The organism is Sphingobium sp. TomTYG72 (assembly GCF_055394715.1).
Genome location: NZ_AP027337.1, coordinates 888,357 through 907,352, shown reverse-complemented (window position 1 = coordinate 907,352; position 18,996 = coordinate 888,357). Strand labels below are relative to the sequence as shown.

Annotated in this window: 17 protein-coding genes; 15 read left to right on the top strand and 2 right to left on the bottom strand. The window is 60.7% G+C overall.

Going from position 1 to position 18,996, the window contains the following annotated elements; all coding sequences use genetic code 11:
• Positions 1 to 246 precede the first annotated feature (246 nt).
• The 8 genes from ACZ5U1_RS17440 (at position 247) to ACZ5U1_RS17405 (ending at position 8,624) form a co-directional block, all read left to right on the top strand.
• A complete protein-coding gene (locus ACZ5U1_RS17440; RefSeq protein ID WP_464780392.1) occupies positions 247 to 1,011 on the top strand; it encodes an SDR family NAD(P)-dependent oxidoreductase in 765 nt (254 codons plus the stop codon).
• Complete coding sequence (locus ACZ5U1_RS17435; protein WP_196227127.1) at positions 1,008 to 1,334, top strand: Rieske (2Fe-2S) protein; 327 nt, start codon at positions 1,008 to 1,010, stop codon at positions 1,332 to 1,334. The genes ACZ5U1_RS17440 and ACZ5U1_RS17435 overlap by 4 nt, the downstream gene beginning before the upstream one ends.
• A 209-nt stretch (positions 1,335 to 1,543) precedes the next feature.
• Positions 1,544 to 3,148, top strand: a complete 1,605-nt coding sequence (locus ACZ5U1_RS17430; protein ID WP_464780391.1) for a GMC family oxidoreductase — start codon at positions 1,544 to 1,546, stop codon at positions 3,146 to 3,148.
• A gap of 54 nt (positions 3,149 to 3,202) precedes the next feature.
• Positions 3,203 to 4,825, top strand: coding sequence for an FAD-dependent oxidoreductase (locus ACZ5U1_RS17425; protein WP_464780390.1), 1,623 nt, complete (start codon positions 3,203 to 3,205; stop codon positions 4,823 to 4,825).
• 14 nt (positions 4,826 to 4,839) lie between these two features.
• On the top strand, positions 4,840 to 5,448 hold the full coding sequence (locus ACZ5U1_RS17420) for a CoxG family protein (protein ID WP_464780389.1): 609 nt from the start codon (positions 4,840 to 4,842) through the stop codon (positions 5,446 to 5,448).
• A 209-nt stretch (positions 5,449 to 5,657) separates the two neighbouring features.
• A complete protein-coding gene (locus ACZ5U1_RS17415) occupies positions 5,658 to 6,986 on the top strand; it encodes an aromatic ring-hydroxylating oxygenase subunit alpha (protein ID WP_464780388.1) in 1,329 nt (442 codons plus the stop codon).
• Positions 6,987 to 7,111: 125 nt separating this feature from the next.
• Positions 7,112 to 7,672 (top strand): VOC family protein, encoded by a 561-nt coding sequence (locus ACZ5U1_RS17410; protein ID WP_464780387.1) that lies wholly within the window; start codon positions 7,112 to 7,114, stop codon positions 7,670 to 7,672.
• A gap of 16 nt (positions 7,673 to 7,688) precedes the next feature.
• The gene (locus ACZ5U1_RS17405) at positions 7,689 to 8,624 is read left to right on the top strand and encodes an aldo/keto reductase (RefSeq protein WP_464780386.1); all 936 of its coding nucleotides are present in this window, start codon (positions 7,689 to 7,691) and stop codon (positions 8,622 to 8,624) included.
• A gap of 94 nt (positions 8,625 to 8,718) precedes the next feature.
• Here ACZ5U1_RS17405 and ACZ5U1_RS17400 read toward each other — a convergent pair whose 3' ends face one another.
• Positions 8,719 to 9,033 (bottom strand): NIPSNAP family protein, encoded by a 315-nt coding sequence (locus ACZ5U1_RS17400; protein ID WP_196227133.1) that lies wholly within the window; start codon positions 9,031 to 9,033, stop codon positions 8,719 to 8,721.
• 297 nt (positions 9,034 to 9,330) lie between these two features.
• Here ACZ5U1_RS17400 and ACZ5U1_RS17395 point away from each other — a divergent pair, with 297 nt between their 5' ends.
• Positions 9,331 to 11,715, top strand: a complete 2,385-nt coding sequence (locus tag ACZ5U1_RS17395; protein WP_464780385.1) for a TonB-dependent receptor — start codon at positions 9,331 to 9,333, stop codon at positions 11,713 to 11,715.
• A gap of 100 nt (positions 11,716 to 11,815) precedes the next feature.
• Complete coding sequence (locus ACZ5U1_RS17390; protein WP_464780384.1) at positions 11,816 to 12,610, top strand: SDR family oxidoreductase; 795 nt, start codon at positions 11,816 to 11,818, stop codon at positions 12,608 to 12,610.
• A gap of 460 nt (positions 12,611 to 13,070) precedes the next feature.
• Here the strand turns inward: ACZ5U1_RS17390 and ACZ5U1_RS17385 are convergent, their stop codons facing one another.
• Positions 13,071 to 13,622, bottom strand: coding sequence for a VOC family protein (locus ACZ5U1_RS17385; protein ID WP_449468953.1), 552 nt, complete (start codon positions 13,620 to 13,622; stop codon positions 13,071 to 13,073).
• A 489-nt stretch (positions 13,623 to 14,111) separates the two neighbouring features.
• Here ACZ5U1_RS17385 and ACZ5U1_RS17380 point away from each other — a divergent pair, with 489 nt between their 5' ends.
• From ACZ5U1_RS17380 to ACZ5U1_RS17360, 5 genes are all read left to right on the top strand, one after another.
• Positions 14,112 to 14,930: an SDR family NAD(P)-dependent oxidoreductase gene (locus tag ACZ5U1_RS17380; RefSeq protein ID WP_460988924.1), complete on the top strand. Its 819-nt coding sequence runs from the start codon at positions 14,112 to 14,114 to the stop codon at positions 14,928 to 14,930.
• A gap of 210 nt (positions 14,931 to 15,140) precedes the next feature.
• Positions 15,141 to 16,286, top strand: coding sequence for an NAD(P) transhydrogenase subunit alpha (locus ACZ5U1_RS17375; protein ID WP_464780383.1), 1,146 nt, complete (start codon positions 15,141 to 15,143; stop codon positions 16,284 to 16,286).
• A 17-nt stretch (positions 16,287 to 16,303) separates the two neighbouring features.
• On the top strand, positions 16,304 to 16,594 hold the full coding sequence (locus ACZ5U1_RS17370) for an NAD(P) transhydrogenase subunit alpha part 2 (RefSeq protein WP_196227069.1): 291 nt from the start codon (positions 16,304 to 16,306) through the stop codon (positions 16,592 to 16,594).
• A 3-nt stretch (positions 16,595 to 16,597) separates the two neighbouring features.
• Positions 16,598 to 17,992 carry an NAD(P)(+) transhydrogenase (Re/Si-specific) subunit beta gene (locus ACZ5U1_RS17365; protein WP_464780382.1) on the top strand — a complete coding sequence of 465 codons (1,395 nt, stop codon included), beginning with the start codon at positions 16,598 to 16,600 and terminating at the stop codon, positions 17,990 to 17,992.
• A 151-nt stretch (positions 17,993 to 18,143) separates the two neighbouring features.
• Positions 18,144 to 18,743 (top strand): hypothetical protein, encoded by a 600-nt coding sequence (locus ACZ5U1_RS17360; protein ID WP_464780381.1) that lies wholly within the window; start codon positions 18,144 to 18,146, stop codon positions 18,741 to 18,743.
• The last annotated feature ends 253 nt before the right edge of the window (positions 18,744 to 18,996 follow it).

Below are 18,996 nucleotides of genomic sequence, written 5' to 3'. Positions count from 1 at the left end.
TTTGAGCGGCGCCAGTCCCTGTTTTTTCATCGTTGAACCATATCATAGCGGGGTGAGGTTTCAAGTGAAGTCGGTTCGACAATGGCTGTCAACTCCGATGTCGCAAAAATAGTATCCTAGCGCACGATATCGCTTTACAGCTTTCCGTCGGCGCGATAGATGGTCCTTATATGACATTTGTCTGTCTCTGAAAGGCCGTGGTGGTCGATCACGCCGGGTATGGAGCAGGCTGTAGGGAGAGGTGCGTTGGGCGGTCGACTGTCTGGCAAGACGGCAATTATCACAGGCGCTGGCTCGATGCACGGCATGGGCGCGGCAACCGCCCGTCTGTTTGCTCGGGAAGGCGCGTCGGTGATCCTGACGGACCTTGACGAAACGGGCGCTGCGGCGGTGGCGGCTTCCATCACGCAGGAAGGCGGCGTTGCGTCGTCCCGATCACAGGATGTCCGTCAGGAAGAGGGATGGCAGGAACTCGCCGCCGACGTCCTCAAACGGTTCGGGCGCATCGACATTCTTGTGAACAATGCGGGCATCTATCATGCGGCATATGTTTCTGACACACCCGTCGCCATGCTCGACCGCCTTTTCGAAATCAATTTACGGGGCGCTTTCCTGGGCTGCCAGGTGGTGATCCCTCACATGCGCGCCAATAGCGGCGGCGCCATCGTCAATATCTCGTCAATCGCCGCATTGACGGGCGTTCACAGAAGCGCTGCTTATGCTGCTACCAAGGGGGCTGTTCGTTCGCTGACCAAAAGTGTCGCGCTCGATGAAGCGCCCTACGGCATCCGGTGCAATTCGGTGCATCCCGGCACGATCGAAACGCCGATGGTCGATCAATTGCTTCAGGGCGATCCGGCCGCTATCGACGCGGCGACTGCGCCGATCCCGCTCGGTCGCTTGGGTCGGCCGGAAGATGTCGCGAACATGTCGCTGTTCCTGGCATCGCAAGAAGCGTCCTATGTGACGGGTGCCGAATTTGTCGTTGATGGAGGCTTGACCATAGCATGAGCGCCGATTTCCTTCCCGTCGCGGCGGCAGCCGACCTGCCGAACAACAGCAGCAAGCCGATAACAGTCAACGGTTTGGACCTTCTGTTGTGTCATGCGGACGGAGAATTTTTCTGTGTGCAGAATGAATGCACGCATCGCGCATTTTCCCTGGCGGCCGGACGCATCAGGCGCTGCATGGTGCTGTGTCCCGAACATGGCATGCCCTTCGACCTGCGCACCGGAAATCCCAAGGGTCAGCTGACGGACAAGCCGCTCCGCACGTTCGAAACACGTGTCGTGGATGGCCAGGTAGAGGTCGCGGTGCCTGCGGAGGTAAGTTGAGACAGCTGCGATCGGCCGCCATTGCGTAATGTGACAAGGGTCGCATAAGGTGCGGCAGGGCGCATAAGGGCGCCAGTGGAGAAATTGGGGCGGAACAAGCGCCTTGAAGGAGTAGGATCGTTGCAAGCTCATTTGCATTTCCGCCACTGCGCGCTGGTCAGCCATTGCAGCGGGACCTCCGCTGATAATGCGCAGGCCTCATTCCCGGAGTGCGGCCATTGAACGCGGACTATATCGTTGTGGGCGCGGGAGCGGCGGGCTGCGCCGTCGCCAACCGTCTGTCGGAAGACAGCCGCCACAAAGTGATCCTGCTTGAGGCGGGGGGCACTGACCGTGATCCCCTCATCCATGCGCCCGGCGGGCTGATGCCGCTTTTGACGTCGGGCAAGCATAGCTGGAACTACAGGAGCGCGCCGCAGGAAGAGCTGAACGACCGCGTCCTTTTCCTGCCCCGTGGCAAGGTTCTGGGCGGCGGCAGCTCGATCAACGGCATGATCTATGATCGAGGCACGCCGAGCGATTACGATCGGTGGGCGGCGCTGGGCAATTCCGGCTGGTCCTATGAGGACGTGCTACCCTATTTCAAGCGGGCCGAAAGTTACGAGCCGGGCGGCGATGCGCGGTGGCACGGTCACTCCGGGCCGGTCAGGATCAGCCGCCCCGGCGTCCACAATCCACTCGCCAAGGCGTTCCTGCAAGCCTGCGAAGAAGCTGGCTACCCTTATAATGACGACACCAACGGCGCGGTTCGCGATGGCGCCGGTCCCGTCGACATGTTTGTCAGCCGGGGCCGCCGGTGGAGCGCGGCGACCGCCTACATAAAGCCGTTCCGCTCGCGCTCGAACCTGGAGGTGCGTCTGGGCGCGCAAGTGCTCAAGATACTGGTCGAAAATGGCCGCGCTGTTGGTGTTCGCATCCGTGAAAAAGGGCAGGAACTGGACCTTCGTGCAGGAGGCGAGGTGATCCTCTGCGGCGGCGGCATCAATTCGCCCCAGCTTCTGATGCTGTCCGGCATCGGTGACGCTTCGGCCCTGTCGCAGGTCGGCGTCGACCCGGTCCATAATCTGCCCGGCGTCGGTCAGAATCTTCAGGACCATCTGTCCACCTATGTGAAGCAGGCGGTGACGCAGCCAGTATCCCATTATCAATATGTCAGCCCGCTGAAGGGGGCGCTGGCCTTTGCGCAATATCTGGCTTTCCGCACGGGGCCGCTCGCCAGCACCGGCATGGAAGCGGTCGCCTATGTGCGATCGCAACCGGACCTCGCTGAGCCGGACATAAAGCTGTCGCTCGTGCTGGCGCTGATGAATGACACGCTGACAGGCCTGATGCCGCGTCATGGCTTCATGGCGCATGTCTGCGTCGTCCGGCCCCACAGCCGTGGCCATGTGACGCTGGCCTCGCCCGACCCGCAGGCCGCGCCGGTCGTGGATCACTGCTACCTCAGCGATGCCCGCGACATGGTCGATTTCCGCAATGGCATCCGCGTGTGCCGCCAGATTTTCGGACAGGCCGCCTTCGATCCCTATCGCGGCGATGAATTGTCGCCGGGCGCGTCCGTACAGACCGACAGCCAGATCGACGCCTTCATCCGTGCCAACGCAAGTGCGGATTATCACACGGCCGGTACGTGCAAGATGGGATCGGACGATGATAGCGTCGTCGATGCCCGCCTGCGGGTCCGGGGCATTGGCGGGCTAAGGGTCGCCGACACGTCGGTGATGCCGACGCTCGTCGGCGGGAACACTAATATGCCCGCCATCATGATCGGCGAAAAGGCCGCGGACCTGATCAAGGGACGCAGCCATGCGTGACAAGTGCAAACGACATAGGAAGCGGCGCGAACCGCGAGCGACTGGAGAGCTATAATGCCGGTATGGGATGAGGTTTTCGACGTGGTGGTCATGGGCTCCGGCGCGGCGGGCGTGTCGGCGGCGATCGCGGCACAGCATCGCGGCTGCAGGACGCTGGTGCTGGAGCGCAGCGACAAGCTGGGCGGGACGAGCGCCGTGTCGGGCGGCGTGCCGTGGATCCCCAACAATCACCACATGCACGAGGTTGGAACGACCGACTCGCGCGAACAGGCGCTCACCTATCTTCGCAGCCTTTCGCTCGGCAAAATGGACATCGAACTGGCCGAAACCTATGTCGATGAAGCGCCAGGCGTGTTGCGTTACCTTGAGCAAGAGACCCAGCTGGCGTTCCGGGCGCTCAAGACGCCGGACTATCACCCGGAACATCCCGGCGGCACCTTCGGCCGCTCCGTAAGCCCCGGCCTCTTCCCGGCGGGCGAGTTGGGGGAACTGCGCGCGCACCTGCGTTCGGCCCCTTGCTTCCCGCTTCCTGTCGCGATGACCGACATTGATGACGGGACCAACATGCTGGACCCCGAGATCATCGGCGACCGCCTCGCCAAGGGCATGGTGGGCACCGGCATGGCGCTGATGGCTGGCCTCATCAAGGGCGCGGTGGACAAGGGCGTGGAGTTTCGCCGCAACGCCCGTGGCCGCCGTCTTGTGATCGACGATGGCGCCATTGTCGGCATTGAGGTCGAACAGGATGGCCGCATGGTTAGGATCGGCGCCCGTCGCGCCGTCATTCTGGCAAGCGGCGGCTTTGAATGGAACAAGGACATGGCGACCGACCTGATGGGCGCTCCCATCGAAGGTCCGCTCAGCCCCCCTTTCAATGAGGGCGATGGCCTGATCATGGCGGCCGAAGCGCAGGCGAGCATGGCCAACGCCCATGAAGCCTGGTGGATGCCGATGATCCGCATTCCGGGTGACGAATATGAGGGGCAGCAACTCAATCGCATGGTGGTCGGCGAAAGGGCCTCCCCCGGATCGATCATGGTCAACCGCGCGGGCAAGCGCTTCGTCAACGAAGCCCATAATTATAATGACGTTGGCCGCTCCTTCCGCAATTTCGATCCCGTAGCGTTCGACTATCCGAACCTGCCCGCCTGGATCATCCTCGATTCGACTTTCCTCGACAAATATCCGTTCGGCACGCGCTATCCGGGCGATCCGATTCCGGCATGGCTCGAATCCGCGCCGACGCTACGTGAACTGGCGGAGAAAATCGGCGTAAACCCCGATGGCCTTGAAGACACGGTCACGCGTTTCAACGCCAATGTCGAACGGGGTGAGGACCCCGACTTCCACCGCGGCCGGAGCAAATATGACCGTCATTATGGCGACCCGTCACGCGAAGGGGCACTCCAGTCGCTAGGACCGATCCAACAAGGCCCCTTCTACGCCTGCCGGGTCTATTCCGGCGTTCTCGGCACAAAGGGCGGTCCAAAGATCAACGCCAAGTCAGAAGTGGTGAATGTCAGGGGCGGCCGCATCCCCGGCCTTTACGCGGCGGGGAACGTCTCCGGCGGCTTCACCGGCATGGCCTATCCGGGCGCCGGGGCCACGATCGGGCCGGGCCTGGTATTCGGCCACATCGCCGGGCGCGAGGCGGCGTCCAGCGTCAACAGGTTCTGAAAAAGGAGGCGACATTGCCCGAAGTCGAACATACCACAACGGTCACCGCCTCCCTGCCTCAGGTCTGGAATTTCGTCGAGGACATGGACAATTGGGCGCCGTTCCTCACAGGGTATCAGCGCCACGAGAAGATCAATCGCGATGAATCCATCTGGGTTGTGAAGGGCGAACTGGGCGGCCTGACCCGCAGCGCAGAGTTCAAGGTTCAGGTCACGGAATGGAACGAGCCTAGCCGCGTGACCTTCGTGATGCAGGGCTTGCAGGAGCCTGTCACCGGTTCGGGCGAATTTCTGGCGATCGACCTGGGGGGAGGCATGCCCAATGCCGTGCCACCCGCCGCCGTCCCCGCACATTCTCCTTCCGGCGGTTGGCTCAGCAGATTGTGGGAACGCTTGTCCCGCTGGCTATTGCGGCGCGTCACCAACAGTGCCGATGTGCAAGCGGCAGCGCCCGTGGCAGATGCGGGCGATCCGAACACGCAGATCACTTTCCGGCTGAATGTTCAGGCGGGTGGAGCCACAGGTCCGGTTCTCAACCTGCTGCTGGGACCGATGCTGAAACCGGTTGCTGAAGATCTGGCGATGAAGATCGCCCAGGCGGTGGACAAGCCGTCGCAAGGATAAATCTTGCGCGGGGTCTGCCGTGAAGGTGCGGACTCCGCGAAGGAAGGATACTCCGCTATTGACGGACAAATGTCCGTTATGCATGATCGTCCGGAACCTGGCCGCCCTTTGCCCAGTGCGCGTAAAGCGGGCCGTTGGATGTAGCTGGACGATTGGAAACAGGATCAGCGCGCCGGGATGCGCCTGGATTGAATCGACAGGAGATGGAAATGACGGAAAATCTGGTCGCCGACGCAGGAGCCGGACGTTCTTCGAAACTTCAGGGCTGGCGCTATTTCGACCGCGACTTCGCGGGGCGGGAATGGGATGCGGTCTGGACCAAGAGCTGGCTCGTGGTTTGCCGCGAAGACCAGATTCCTGAGCCGGGTGACTTCCTGGTGGAAGAGGTTGGTACGGAATCCATCCTTGTGGTGCGTCAGGAAGATGGCGGCATCAAGGCCTTCTACAATGTCTGCCAGCATCGCGGGAACAAGCTGGTGTCCGTGGCGGAAGGGTCTATGCCATCCTTCACCTGCGCCTATCACAGCTGGAAATGGTCGTTGGAAGGCGAGTGCATCGGCGCGCAGGACCCGGAGGATTTCAGTGCAGGCTCCCCATGCGGACGCAAGCGCCTCGCCGAGATCAACAGCGAGACCTTCGCCAGCTTCGTCTGGGTGAACATGGACGCCAACCCGATGCCTCTCAAGGAGTATCTGGGCGAACTGTACGAGCCATTGGCGCGCTATCCCTTCGAGCAGATGCACTGCACCCAGGCCATATCGGTGCGGATGCCCTGCAACTGGAAGATCATTTCGGACAATTTCCGCGAAACATATCACATCCCCACCGCGCATCCGGAGGGGCTGTATGTGAACGAGCCCTATTATGTGACGGCTGTCATCGAAACGCTGAAGAACGGGCATGCGCGCCTTGTGACGCCGGGCAGCCAGCCTTCGCGCTATCTGCCCGATGGCAAGCTGGCGATCGACGAATATCTGATCCAGGATCTCAAGACCTGGGAATTGCAGCCGGAAGATTTCAAAGACAAGCCGCTGGCGATCCGCGAAGCGATCATCGCGCAAAAGCGGAAGCTGGGCGTCGAGCGCGGCCATAGCCATTATGACCGGATGGAAGACGCGCAGCTGACCGACACCTTCCTCTATTCGATCTTCCCCAACCTGACGCTGACCTGTTTTTCGGATGGCATGCTGTTCCTGCGCGCCTGGCCGCACCCGACCGACCCGGAAAAATGCACCTTCGACACCTGGTTCTATGCGACGGGTTCAGAGGATTTCTTTACCAAGATGCTGACCTCGGCCGGCGGCGTGGCCGACACCGTGCGGGCGCCTGTAGAACGCGAATGGCGCAACTTTGGCGAAGGAAGCCTTGGTATCACGCTCGACGGCGATGCGGGTATCATGGAGGCGCAGCAGCGCGGCATGCATTCGCGCGGGTGGAATGGCGCGGAACTCGCCGGGCAGGAAAAGCGGATTTCCCATTATCACGACCGCATTGATCAACTGATCGCCGAAAATGGAATGTCCATCGCCGCTGAATGACGAACGGCGCTGCGGCGTACGCGTCCGCAGCGCCTTTGGTGTAACGGATGTCGTCCGGTAACTGGCGAAACGCAAGACGTGCGCCCGCATCTTCGGGCGGCGCTCTAAAGACAAGGAGAGGCTCGATGTTCCTGGACCCTGTTTCAGGCCAACTCAAAAAGGTACGGCAGATCGCATTCGTTGTACCGGACGCGATCGAATGGGCGCGCCGACACATGGCCCGCTTCGGCTCCGGCCCCTTCTTCGTGCTCGCGCACCTTCCCCATAACCTGCAAACCTATCGCGGCAAGGAAATCGACCTCGATACGACAGGTGTCGTCGGCCAATGGGGCGATGTGATGGTCGAACTGGTGGAACAGCATTGTGACACGCCATCGGCCTACAGCGAACTTTATCCGACCGGCGGTCCCGGCCTGCACCATATGACGGTGTTCGTTGACGACATTCACGCGGCGATAAAGGATTATGAGAGCAAGGGCTTTGATAACATCCTCTATTCCGTCGTCTCACCGCTCGGCGACTCCAAGCCCAGCCCTTATGCGATGATGGACACGCGCAAGGAGTTCGGCATGCTGACCGAATTTTATGAAGAGGCCGTTGTCAGCGACTTTTACAAGATGGTGCGGGATGCCGCCGACGGCTGGGACGGGTCCGATCCCATCCGCTACATATATGGCCAACCCTGAAGGGGATATTCTCGACATGGAAAAGCGTAATCTCGGGAAATCCGACCTTAAAGTCTCTATCGCTGGTCTTGGCTGCAATAATTTCGGCTGGTTCCTGGACAAGGAAAAATCCCTTGAGGTGATCTCGGCTGCGCTGGACGCCGGGATCAACTTCTTCGACACCGCCAACAACTATGGTTTTCCTCCGGGGGAATCGGAACGCATCCTCGGCGAAGCCTTCCGAGGCCGTCGGGATTCCGTCATCATCGCCACGAAAGTCGGCGACAAGGTTGGCGACAGCGACGATAATCAGGGCGCTGCCCCTGCCTATGTGCGTCAGGCTCTGGAAGAGAGCCTGGCCAATTTGGGCACCGATTATGTCGACCTCTATCAGCTGCATTATCCCGATCCGAAGGTGCCGATCGGCGAAACGCTGGCCGCATTCGACCAGCTGATTCAGGAAGGCAAGGTGCGCTATGTCGGCTGTGCGAACCACAGCGCCGCGCAACTGGCTGAAGCACTGGACGCGGCGGGAGCCACAAATCGTGCGGCTTTCATATCATGCCAATCCGAATATAGCCTGCTGGCACGCGATGTCGAAAGCGAACTTGCGCCCCTGATGGTCGCCAATGGTGTCGGGTTTCTGCCCTACTTCCCTCTCGCCAACGGGCTGCTGACCGGCAAATATCTGGGTGGCGACGACAGTTCGGGCCGTCTGGAAACCCTCAAGCAGATACCTTTCTTCGACAAGTTCCTGACACCCGAAAGATTTGAGAAGGTCGGCCGTCTCGGGGAGATTTCCCGTAAATCCAGCATTCCGATGGTAAAGCTGGCCCTCGGCTGGCTCGCCGCAAAGCCCTTCGTCTCATCCGTGATCGCCGGGGCGACCAAGCCCGAACAGGTTTACGCCAATGCGCAGGCCTGCATGACAGTCTTGCCGCAAGATATAATGGCGGAGCTGGATCAGCTGTAATTTAGGACGGCCCCCAGTCACTGTGGCCGGGGGGCGCCAGTATAAAAACGGCGGGAAGCTCTAAACCTCCCGCCGTTTCATTTTCAGCTTTGCATCAATGCGCCGGTGAATAGGGCGCTGCATCAGCGAAGATCAGCGTTTCCTTCGCACCGCTCCGGCAGATTTCCTGATAGATTTTGCCACCTTCAGGCGCGCTCGCCATCGCCTGGATACCGGCATCGAAAGCATTCATGTCGGGCAATTTCCAAAGATGGATGACGGTGTTGGCCCGCCCGATCTTGGTGACCAGCCCGGCGATCATCTCCCACCCCGCGCCTTCGGCGATGCGCTTCATCTCAGGAACTATGTTCAAAAAGACGGGAAGCGTCTCATAATCGAGTTCCAACGTTGCCTGAAGATAAACGCTCATCTGATATCCACTCCTTGCGATCGCGGTCGGAGCCTGGCTCTCACCGCATAACCTCACGATAAATGACGAACGTCTGATATTCAAGCGACGACGTGATGCATCAAGGACCGGCGCGGGACAGGAAAAAAATAAACGTCATATGTCAGATAAAAAGCTCATGAGCGCTTGTTGCGGCCCCTTCACTGTTGACCCTCCGGCGAAAAGCAGTTAGCTAGCACACTTGTGTGGCGACAAGTCGATTCAGAAAGAGTCGCGGCCACATCGGATCAAAAATCAGCGTTGAAATGGGGAGGGCATATGCGAGGCTTGGCATTTTCGTCGGCGATAGCGATCGCAACTGTGTTGGGCGGCTTTCAGGCGGCATTGGCCGCAGAGCCGCAGCAAGCGCCGGACGCGACCGCAGCCAATCAGCAGCAGCAGTCCGAAGGACTTTCGGACATCATCGTCACCGCGCAAAAGCGCGCCGAGCCACTTCAAAGCGTGCCTGTCTCCGTTTCCGCGTTCAGCAATGACACGCTTCAAAAGGCCCGCGTCGACGGCCTGACCGGCCTTCGCGGCCTCGTGCCAGGCATGACCGTCACACGTTCAGGCGCAGCGGTTGATGTTCCGCAGCTCAGCCTTCGCGGCATTTCGATCCAGGACGTGCTTCCCAGCGTCGAGGCCGGTATCGGCATCACGCTCGATGGCATTCCGATCGCGTTCCAGCGCGGCGCGCTCATCGATGCGTACGATGTCCAGCGCGTGGAGGTTCTGCGCGGCCCGCAGGGCGTTCTGAACGGCAAGAACACGACCGGCGGGGTGATCAACGTGATCCGCCTGCGGCCCGACCCGTCGGCGGACACGACGGGCAAGGTGCGCTTCACGGTGGGCAGCTTCGGCCAGAACGACTACGAAGGCTACATCATGGCCCCGGTGATCAAGGACGTGCTCGCGGTCAAGGCGACCGTTTCGGTGCGCAAGGACAATGGCCAGTTCCGCAACATCGTGACCGGCGGACGGGAGGGCGATCGTGATGTCCGGCAATACTCGCTCGCCGCTGTTGCAACCCCCACCGATCGCCTGAACATCTATTTGGCATTCGACCGGCTGGAAAACGACAGCCAGATTCCGCCCTATACGCCCCTTAACGTCCCCGATTTTATCCCCTATCCGTTGCCGGGCTATGTCGGTGGCGCAAACGCGACCTGTTACAATCCGGCGACGAGCATCGTCTGCGGCCCGCTTGCCAATCTCGACAAGGGCAAGAATGTCGTCGAAACGACCCAGCTTCCCGCATCTCTGCGCATGACTGCGGTGACCGGTGAAGTGTCGTACGATTTGACCGATCAGGTCAAATTCGTTTCGCTGACCGGCTATCGCGAGTTCCACGAACGGCAGACCAGCGATTTCGACGCAACCCGCTTTGCGCTGTTCCGCGACAAGGCGCGGGTCGATGCCAAGCAGTTCTCGCAGGAGGCCCGCTTCGAAACGTCGTTCGACGGGCCGTTCAACGTCGTTGCCGGTGCATTTTACATGAACTACTCCTATACGGAGGTGCAAGATCCGTCGCTTGACGTGTCGATGCTGCCCGACGGGTTTCTCACCACGGGGAGTCCGATCCTCACGAACGGCTTGCCGACTTTCTCGACTCCGCCGGGCGTAGGCTTCCTCAATTCACTCAACCGCTACGATACGCATCAGACCAACAAGACCTTCGCCTTGTTCTTCCAGGCGGATTATGACATCACCGAAAAACTGCAGTTGTCGGTTGGTGCCCGTCAGACCTGGGACAGGAAGACGACTGCCTATAGTTTGTGGGGTCCCGTATTTTCTACCGTGCGGGACAATGATGTTATCGGGCCGCTGGTCGGAAGCGTTGCAGGGCGCGCAAAGTTCAAAAAATTCACGCCGAAGGTGAACCTGCAATATAAGTTTACGCCCGACGTCATGGCCTATGCCCAGTACAGCCGTGGTTACAACACCGGCGGCTTCAACGGTCGTCCTGGCAACCTGGTTACCGCAACACAGGCCTATTTGCCCGAAACGATGGATGCGTTCGAGATCGGCCTCAAGACCGAATTCCTCAATAACCGGGTTCGCCTGAACCTTTCCGCGTTCCACAACACGCTGAGCGACAAGCAGGAAAATATCCTTCAGGTCGTCGGAACCACGAACGTCACCAACACCCTGAACGCCGCCAAGGCTCGTTATCAGGGCATCGAAGCCGAATTGGCCGTTGCGCCGATGCGGGGGTGGACGATCTCCGGATCGCTCGGCTATCTTGAAGCGAAGTATCTGAACTTCATCGGCAATCTTGGTCAGGGAGAAACGGACCTTTCCGGATTGAAGCTGCGGCGCACCCCGAAATGGACCGGTGGTCTGATTTCGGACTACAGCTTCGACGCCGGTCCGGGGACCATCGGCCTGAACGCGGCCCTGTTCCATACGTCGCGGTACCAAACGGACGTGATCAACGATCCGCGTGCGTCGATCCCGCCGGTGACAAAGATCGACCTCGGCGTACGCTACGAGTTCCCGGTGAGCGGCAACACCACGCTCGAGGTCGCGGGCTTCGTCAAGAACGTGACCGACAACACCACGTACGACGGTTACACGTCGGGCGAGGCGGTATTCACCTTCATCGACTGGGCCAACCCGTCGCCGGGCCGGACCTGGGGCGCGTCGCTGACCGCGCGCTTCTGACACGACATGGCGGGCCGCCTCGTCAGCCTGGCGAGGTGGCCCGGTCTTTTTCGCTTTTCATCAGGCTGCGGTGGACGCCGGACAAACCCAGGAGTTGAATATGAGGCTTGAAGGAAAAGTAGCACTGGTCACCGGCGCTGCGGGCGAACAGAACATGGCCCAGAAGATCGCCGAGCGCCTCGCTCAGGAGGGCGCGAAGGTTGTCGTGACCGGTCGTCACGAAGAGCCGTTGCGCAAGCTAGCGGCAGAGATCGGCGGTAGCTACATATTGATGGACATTACCAGCAAGGCCGATGTCGAAGCCGCCGCTGACTTTGCCGTCAAAACCTATGGCAAGCTGGACGTCGGGGTGAACGCAACTGGCTGGGGGCTGATGAAGCCGACCCATGAAACGACGGAGGCCGATCTCGACAAGATCATGGACATCCAGTTCAAAGGTCCCTTCTTCTTCATCCAGGCGATGTTGCGGGTCATGGGGCAGGGCGGATCGATCATTCAGATCTCTTCCGCCACGGCGACCATCATGCTCGAAAATCACGCCGCCTATATGGGCACCAAGGCCGGAATCGACCATGTGATCCGTACTGTCGCCAACGAATATGGGGCGCGCGGCATTCGGGCGAACTCCATCTCGCCGGGCCTCACCGAAACGCCAATGGCTGGCGACAGCTTCAGCGTGAAGGAACTGATCGACGCCTTTGCGAAGGAATATCCGCTCGGCCGCCTTGGCACGCGCGAAGATATTGCCGCTGCTGTCGTGTGGCTGGCATCCGACGAATGTTTCATGACCGGCCAGAATCTTCAGGTGAATGGCGGGCTCACGCTTCGCCGCAACCCGATCCTGTCCGAACTGGGCGAAGTGGCCGCGCGCGCTACGGCGCATCTGAGCAGCTGACGACGACAGAGCGGTGCGGGCGGGGGCATTGCTCCCGTCCGAATGGCGCAGGGAATAAAGAAAGGGAGGGTAGCGCTGGCTACCCTCCCTTTTTCGCTGCTGGCAGTATTTGGATGGCCCGGCGTGTCGCGGCTGCGTGGGCGTATATCAATTAGAGCATCGTGCCTTTTATCTGGATCACTCAACCCCGTTCGGGCTGTCCGAAAGAGCCACTCGCCTCATTCGGATGTCGAAGCCCTTCCCTTTCTCAAAGAAGAAAAGCCGTTGGCTTCGTCGGCCTTCGGCTCGACAAGCTCAGGGCGAACGGTAACAGAGGGCGATTCTGATTTAAGGCACCATGCTCTGGCCGCATTCACGGCTCGGATTTGAATCTGGCGGGGAAGTAGCCGCTTGCACAATCCGTTTGCCACATGCAGGAGCCGCCCCGACCTGTCAGCTGTCGGGGCGACTCCACCTCGTCTTAAAGGTCGGTGAACTGCATCCGGCGGATCGGATCGGTTCCATCAAATCCTTCTGCGGACTTCTTCATATGGTCGTAGAAGGGACGGGTGCCTTCTTCTTCATAAAGTTCAGTCATCACGCCAAGTTGTTTCGACGTATCCATGATAGCGTAGCGGCCCATACCATTAGGGAAGGTTTCGCCATAAAGAGCAGCCTCACAGCCTTCAGCTTCATATTGCGCCATCCGCTTGTCCAGATCATCGACGAACATGGCGAAATGATGAATCCGCGACTCGCCCTTCTTCACCAGGTCGCGATAGGCGGACGGTTCATCATCATGCTGCTGCACGAATTCGGCGGTGATATTGCCCCACTGACCATAGACGGAGGTAACGTCGATGACGCTGTCCTTGCCGCGATAGCGATGCACGTGAAGCGGATAATGTTCGACTGCCCAGAACGGCCCCGATCCATAACGGCGGGAATGGGCGCGGGCGGCTTCGATGGCGTCCGGCACCACAAAAGCGATCTGCGTGATAGCGAGGGCGGGTGTGAAGATAAAATCACTCATGGCGTTGCTTCCTTCAAAGACAATTGTCAGATGCTTGATTCGACGGTGAGGGTAATCGCGCGAGGGATCCGATCTTCGCCGACGGCATTGGACCATGTCGGCCGCGGGTGGCCAAGGACATGCCGCAGGTCCGAAAACCGGCGTATTTCCTGGCCCTTGAGCGAGCTGGCCCTCCGCTATGCAGCGCTTTTGGTGACCTTTTGATGATCATTCATCCTCTACCCGGAGCGGCGCATGCCCTGCTCCTCCGTCGCTGATTTCTCGACAAACGACAAATGTCTGCTAACGAATATGCCTTCATTCGTCAAATTGATAAATGGCGGCACCGACTAAATGGGGCGGGGGAGGCGGCCCATTGGTGGCGGCACAGCGCATTGGTCATTGACTAAATGAACGACAACCGTCAGGTAATATGCAAACACCTTTGGCACTGACGGGCGTTCGCTGGCGGATTGGGTGCTTGCAACGCGGACTTATGGAGAGGAAGAAATGACCTATAATTTGACGGTGCGGCGCGAAGGTGCCGTGTTCATCATCGGCGGAACCGGCGGCGCGGGGTCGGCGATCGTGCGCGCCTTTGCAAAGACTGGCGCCAATATCGCCTTCACCTACAACAGCAATGAAACCAAGGCGAATGCGTTGGTGAATGAACTGGAAAGCGAAGGGGTAACGGCATCAGCCAGCAAGCTGGACATAACCGACTTGCAGGCTGTCGAACAATGCATCAGCGGCGTGGTGAAGCGTTTCGGCCATATCCACACGGTCATCTATGCGTCCGGGCCGATGTGGGACAACACTCTGCAACTGGCCGACGTGAAGCCGAGCTTCATGGAATTTCTCGTCAAGACCGAACTGTTCGGTTTCTTCAATGTGATCAGCGCGACCAAGGAACAGATGCGCGCCAACAAGGGCGTCATCACTGTTTGCACCAGCTTCGGCAACGCCCGTCGCTTCGATCGCGACGGTCAGTCGGCGGTGCCAAAGGCGGGTCTGGAAAGCATGGCGCTTTATCTGGCGGCGGAAGAGGCTGTCTATGGAGTGCGCGCGAATGTCGTCCGCCTGGGCTGGTTCAACTTCGGCATGGGCGCGATCGACAAGACGGAGGCTTCGCTCGATGATCCGGGTCGTGCCATGACCGGCGGCGACGCTGGGGCCGAAGCGCTGGAATGGATGACCAGCCGCATTCGCTTGGGCAATCGGCCGGGTCGGGGCGAGGAGCTTGCCAGCATGGTGCTCTACCTTTCGTCCGAACAGGCGTCCTATGTCACCGGCCAGATCACCTGCGTCGACGGCGGCATTTCGCTTTGAACCTTTGGGCAGGCGCCAGTCTTCATGACGGCGCCTGCTCCATGACTGCCCGCTGCGCGATCGCGCGTGGGTCGCGTTGATAATTGACATATGTCAGATAACATGTATCACTGACGCGCCCCCCGGGGGCTGAATCGGGCTATTCCCGCATCGCGAGGCACATCAGCTGCGGTGAGCGTTGCCCGGCTGACTGAGGCAGAGAGAGGATCGATGGTAAATATTTCCGTCCTGGCCGACCAGGTGGCTGGTGAGCATCGCGTAGCCATGACGCCCTCGATCGTTGCGCGATATGCAAAGCTTGGCCTGTCGACGCTGGTTGAGCGCGGTGCAGGTCTTGCTGGAGGCTTTTCTGATGACGCCTATGCCGCGCAGGGCGCCCTGATTGCGGATCGCAAGGAAGCGCTGGCGCAGGCGGATGTCGTGGTCACCGTGCGTCCTCCGGCCGCCGCCGACCTGTTCGGGGTTCGTCGGGGAACGAAGCTGGTCGGTGGCCTGGCACCCTTTGCCGATCCGGCCAGGATCGCGGCTTATGCCGATTTGGGAGTGGAAGCGATGGCGCTTGAACTGCTCCCGCGCACCACCCGCGCGCAGGCGATGGATATATTGTCCAGCCAGGCCAATCTCGCTGGTTATCATGCTGTCGCGCGGGCCACGACCGAACTTAATCGCTGCCTGCCGATGATGACCACGGCCGCAGGCTCGATCGCTGCCGCCAAGGCGTTCGTCATGGGCGTGGGCGTTGCGGGCCTTCAGGCGATCGCGACCGCACGGCGACTGGGCGCGGTCGTATCCGCCACCGATGTGCGGCCCGAAACGCGCGAGCAGATCATGTCCTTGGGCGCCAAGCCCATATTCGAAGAGATTCAGGACGGCGACCAACTGACCGCAGCGGTAGGCGGCTATGCCGGGGAAATGAGCGAAGCCTATCGGCAGCGTCAGGCGGCGTTGGTCAGCGGGCATATCGCCGGGCAGGACATGGTCATCACGACCGCCCTCATCCCCGGACGGCCCGCCCCGCGCCTCATCAGTGACGCGCAGATCGCAAGCATGAAGCCGGGCAGCGTGATCGTCGATCTGGCGGCAGAAAACGGCGGCAATGTCGAAGGGGCCGTCGCCGGGGAAATGGTGCTGCGTCATGGGGTCAAGCTCATCGGGCTTGTCGATGGGGCGGCGAAGGTCGCCGTGGACGCGTCGAACCTGTTCGCGCGCAACTGCTATAATTTCATCGAAGCCTATTGGGACAAGGCCGAAGGCAGGTTGACGATGCCCGCCGATGACGCGCTGGTCGAAGCGGTGACGCTGACCCGCCATGGCGAAATCGTCCACCCGCGCTTCGTGCAGGCAGCGGCGGCCTGAATACAGGGGATAAATCAGTGAACGCTTTCAATGCAGATTATCTGTTCGTCTTCATATTGGCGGCTTTTCTTGGTTTTCAGCTGATCAAGAAGGTATCGCCGCTTTTGCACTCGCCGTTGATGTCGCTGACCAATGCGATCGCGGCGGTTGTGATTGTGGGGGCGATCACGATCACGGGTGAGGCGGGGGCGACGCCGCTGGCCAAGACACTGGGCTTCATCGCGGTGTTCTGCGCGACGGTGAACCTTGTGAGCGGGTTCATGATCACCGATCGCATGCTCAAGATGTTCAAGCCGCGGGGGAAGTAACAGATGGACGCTTTCGTACCCTTCGCGGCGATTGTCGCGTCCGCTTTGTTCATCCTGTCGCTGATGTGGATGAGCCATCCCTCGACCGCCCGTCGCGGCGTGCGCGCGGGCGAGATCGGCATGGTGATCGCGATCATCGGCGCGCTCGTTAGCCATGAGGTGGTTGATTACAACCTCATCATCATCGCGATGATCGCGGGCGCGGCGGCGGGCATTCCGATGGCGCTGCTGATGCCGATGACGGCGATCCCGCAGCGAACCGCCATCTCCCACGCCTTTGGCGCGCTGGCCGTTGGCCTGATCGGCGCGGCCGAATATTATAAGCATGCCCATGCCGAATATGCGGGCGGCTTCATCATGTGGGCGCTGATGTTCGAAATGCTGCTGGGTTTCCTGACCTGCACGGCCTCGATCATCGCCTTTGCCAAACTGCAGGAACTGATGGGCAGCCGTCCTGTGTCCTTCCCCGGCCAGCGCATCGTCAATGGCGCGGTGGCGCTGGCGACGGTGGCGATCGGCGTGACGCTGGCGCTTGACCCGACGCAGACCTGGCTGTTCCCGGCCTTCGCCGCGCTGGCGCTGCTGTTCGGCATATTGCTGGTGATCCCGATCGGCGGCGCGGACATGCCGACCGTGATCGCGCTCTTGAACAGCTATGCCGGTCTTGCTGCATCCGCCATGGGCTTTGCGCTGGGCAACAAGCTGCTGATCGTCGCGGGCGCGCTGGACGGGGCGTCGGGCTTCATTCTGGCGCTGGTGATGTGCAAGGCGATGAACCGCAGCTTCGCCAATGTCATGTTCGGTGGCTTCGGCAAGGTGGTCGCGGGCGTTGCGGGCGGCAAGGACGACCGGGTGGTGCGCTCGGCGTCTGCCGAGGAAGCCGCGATGCAGCTGGAAAATGCCAGCAGCGTGGTCATCATTCCCGGCTACGGCATGGCGGTCGCGCAGGCGCAGCACAAGGTCAGCGAGCTGTACCAGGCGCTCACCAAGAAGGGCGTGGACGTCAAGTTCGCGATCCATCCGGTGGCGGGGCGCATGCCCGGTCATATGAACGTGCTGCTGGCCGAAGCCAATGTGCCCTATGAGCAGCTGGTCGATCTGGACGACATCAACCCCGAACTGCCGCAGGCGGACGTTGCGGTGATCATCGGCGCGAACGACACGGTGAACCCGTCGGCCCGGGACGATCCGCAGAGCGCGATCGCGGGGATGCCGATCATCGAGGCGGATCGCGCCAAGTCGGTGTTCGTGATCAAGCGCTCGATGAACGCGGGCTTTGCCGGGATCGACAACCCGATCTACTATAACAGCAACACCCAGATGCTGTTCGGCGATGCCAAGGACATGGTCGGCTCCATCGCCAAGGAACTGGCGGGGGGTGGTTCAGGCCTCCACTGATCGCCGTCCTCTTTCCGTCAACTACCCCACCGACCAAAGTGCCAACAATGACACTTTACCCTCGGGCAAAGTGTCATTCGCGACAAAAGCGACCAATTCCCAACACAAGGGATTCACATTGGCCTCCACCTGTGCTTGATTCGTCCCCGCTATGTTTCACGGTTCGATCAAGCCTCGTTCTTCGGCCAGTGGCGATTTGTCTGCCCTGCTGGACCGGCTTGCCCATGTCAGCACGCGGCCCCGCTACGCCTTCATGCTGCTGACCCTGATTGCCGAAGCGGCGCGCCCGGACGGCAGCGCCGGCCCGTTAGTGGCGAAAGAGGGCGGCTTGCAGCCCCTGCGCGACTGGCTGTGTGACGCATTGACCCCCATGGGCGGCCGTGATCCCCGCCGCATGGCGCTGACCGCGCGCGTGCGAGCCGAACTTGCCGCACAGGGGCGCCTTCCCGCCGATCCCGACGCCGCCAGTCTCGCGGTCGAAGAGGAGGTGAAGCTGCGCGTCCGCGCCTCGGGCAAGACCAACCTTAGCCGCGCCGTATCGGAAATGGTCGCGGCGGGATTGCTGCGCCGTCATTATCAGGGCTACCGCGTCGATCACCATAATCGCGGCGCACAGCGACAGGCCGTCTATACGCTGACCGGCCTCGCTCGCATTCTGATAGCATCCGCCGCCATTCCGCCCATGCAGCCGCCGCTTTCCCCGCCAATATCGGCGCCAGTGCGCCCGCGACAGGGGGAACTTGGTCTCTGACCGCCCCGACCGCATCACCGATGGAACAGGCCCACGGAGTCCGTCGATACTCTACCTAATTCCCCGCGTTCGATGCTTCTTTGTCACCCCCCAATGACGCGCATGTACTGACGCGGGTAATGCTCCATCGCCCGCGACGCCATCGGGCGAATGCCAAACTCCATTGGCAGGCTTAAGACGAACCGGTCCAGGTTGACCACCACATGTGGACCCTTTCGCCTCCAACATCGTTTCCCATCCGTTCATATTAACC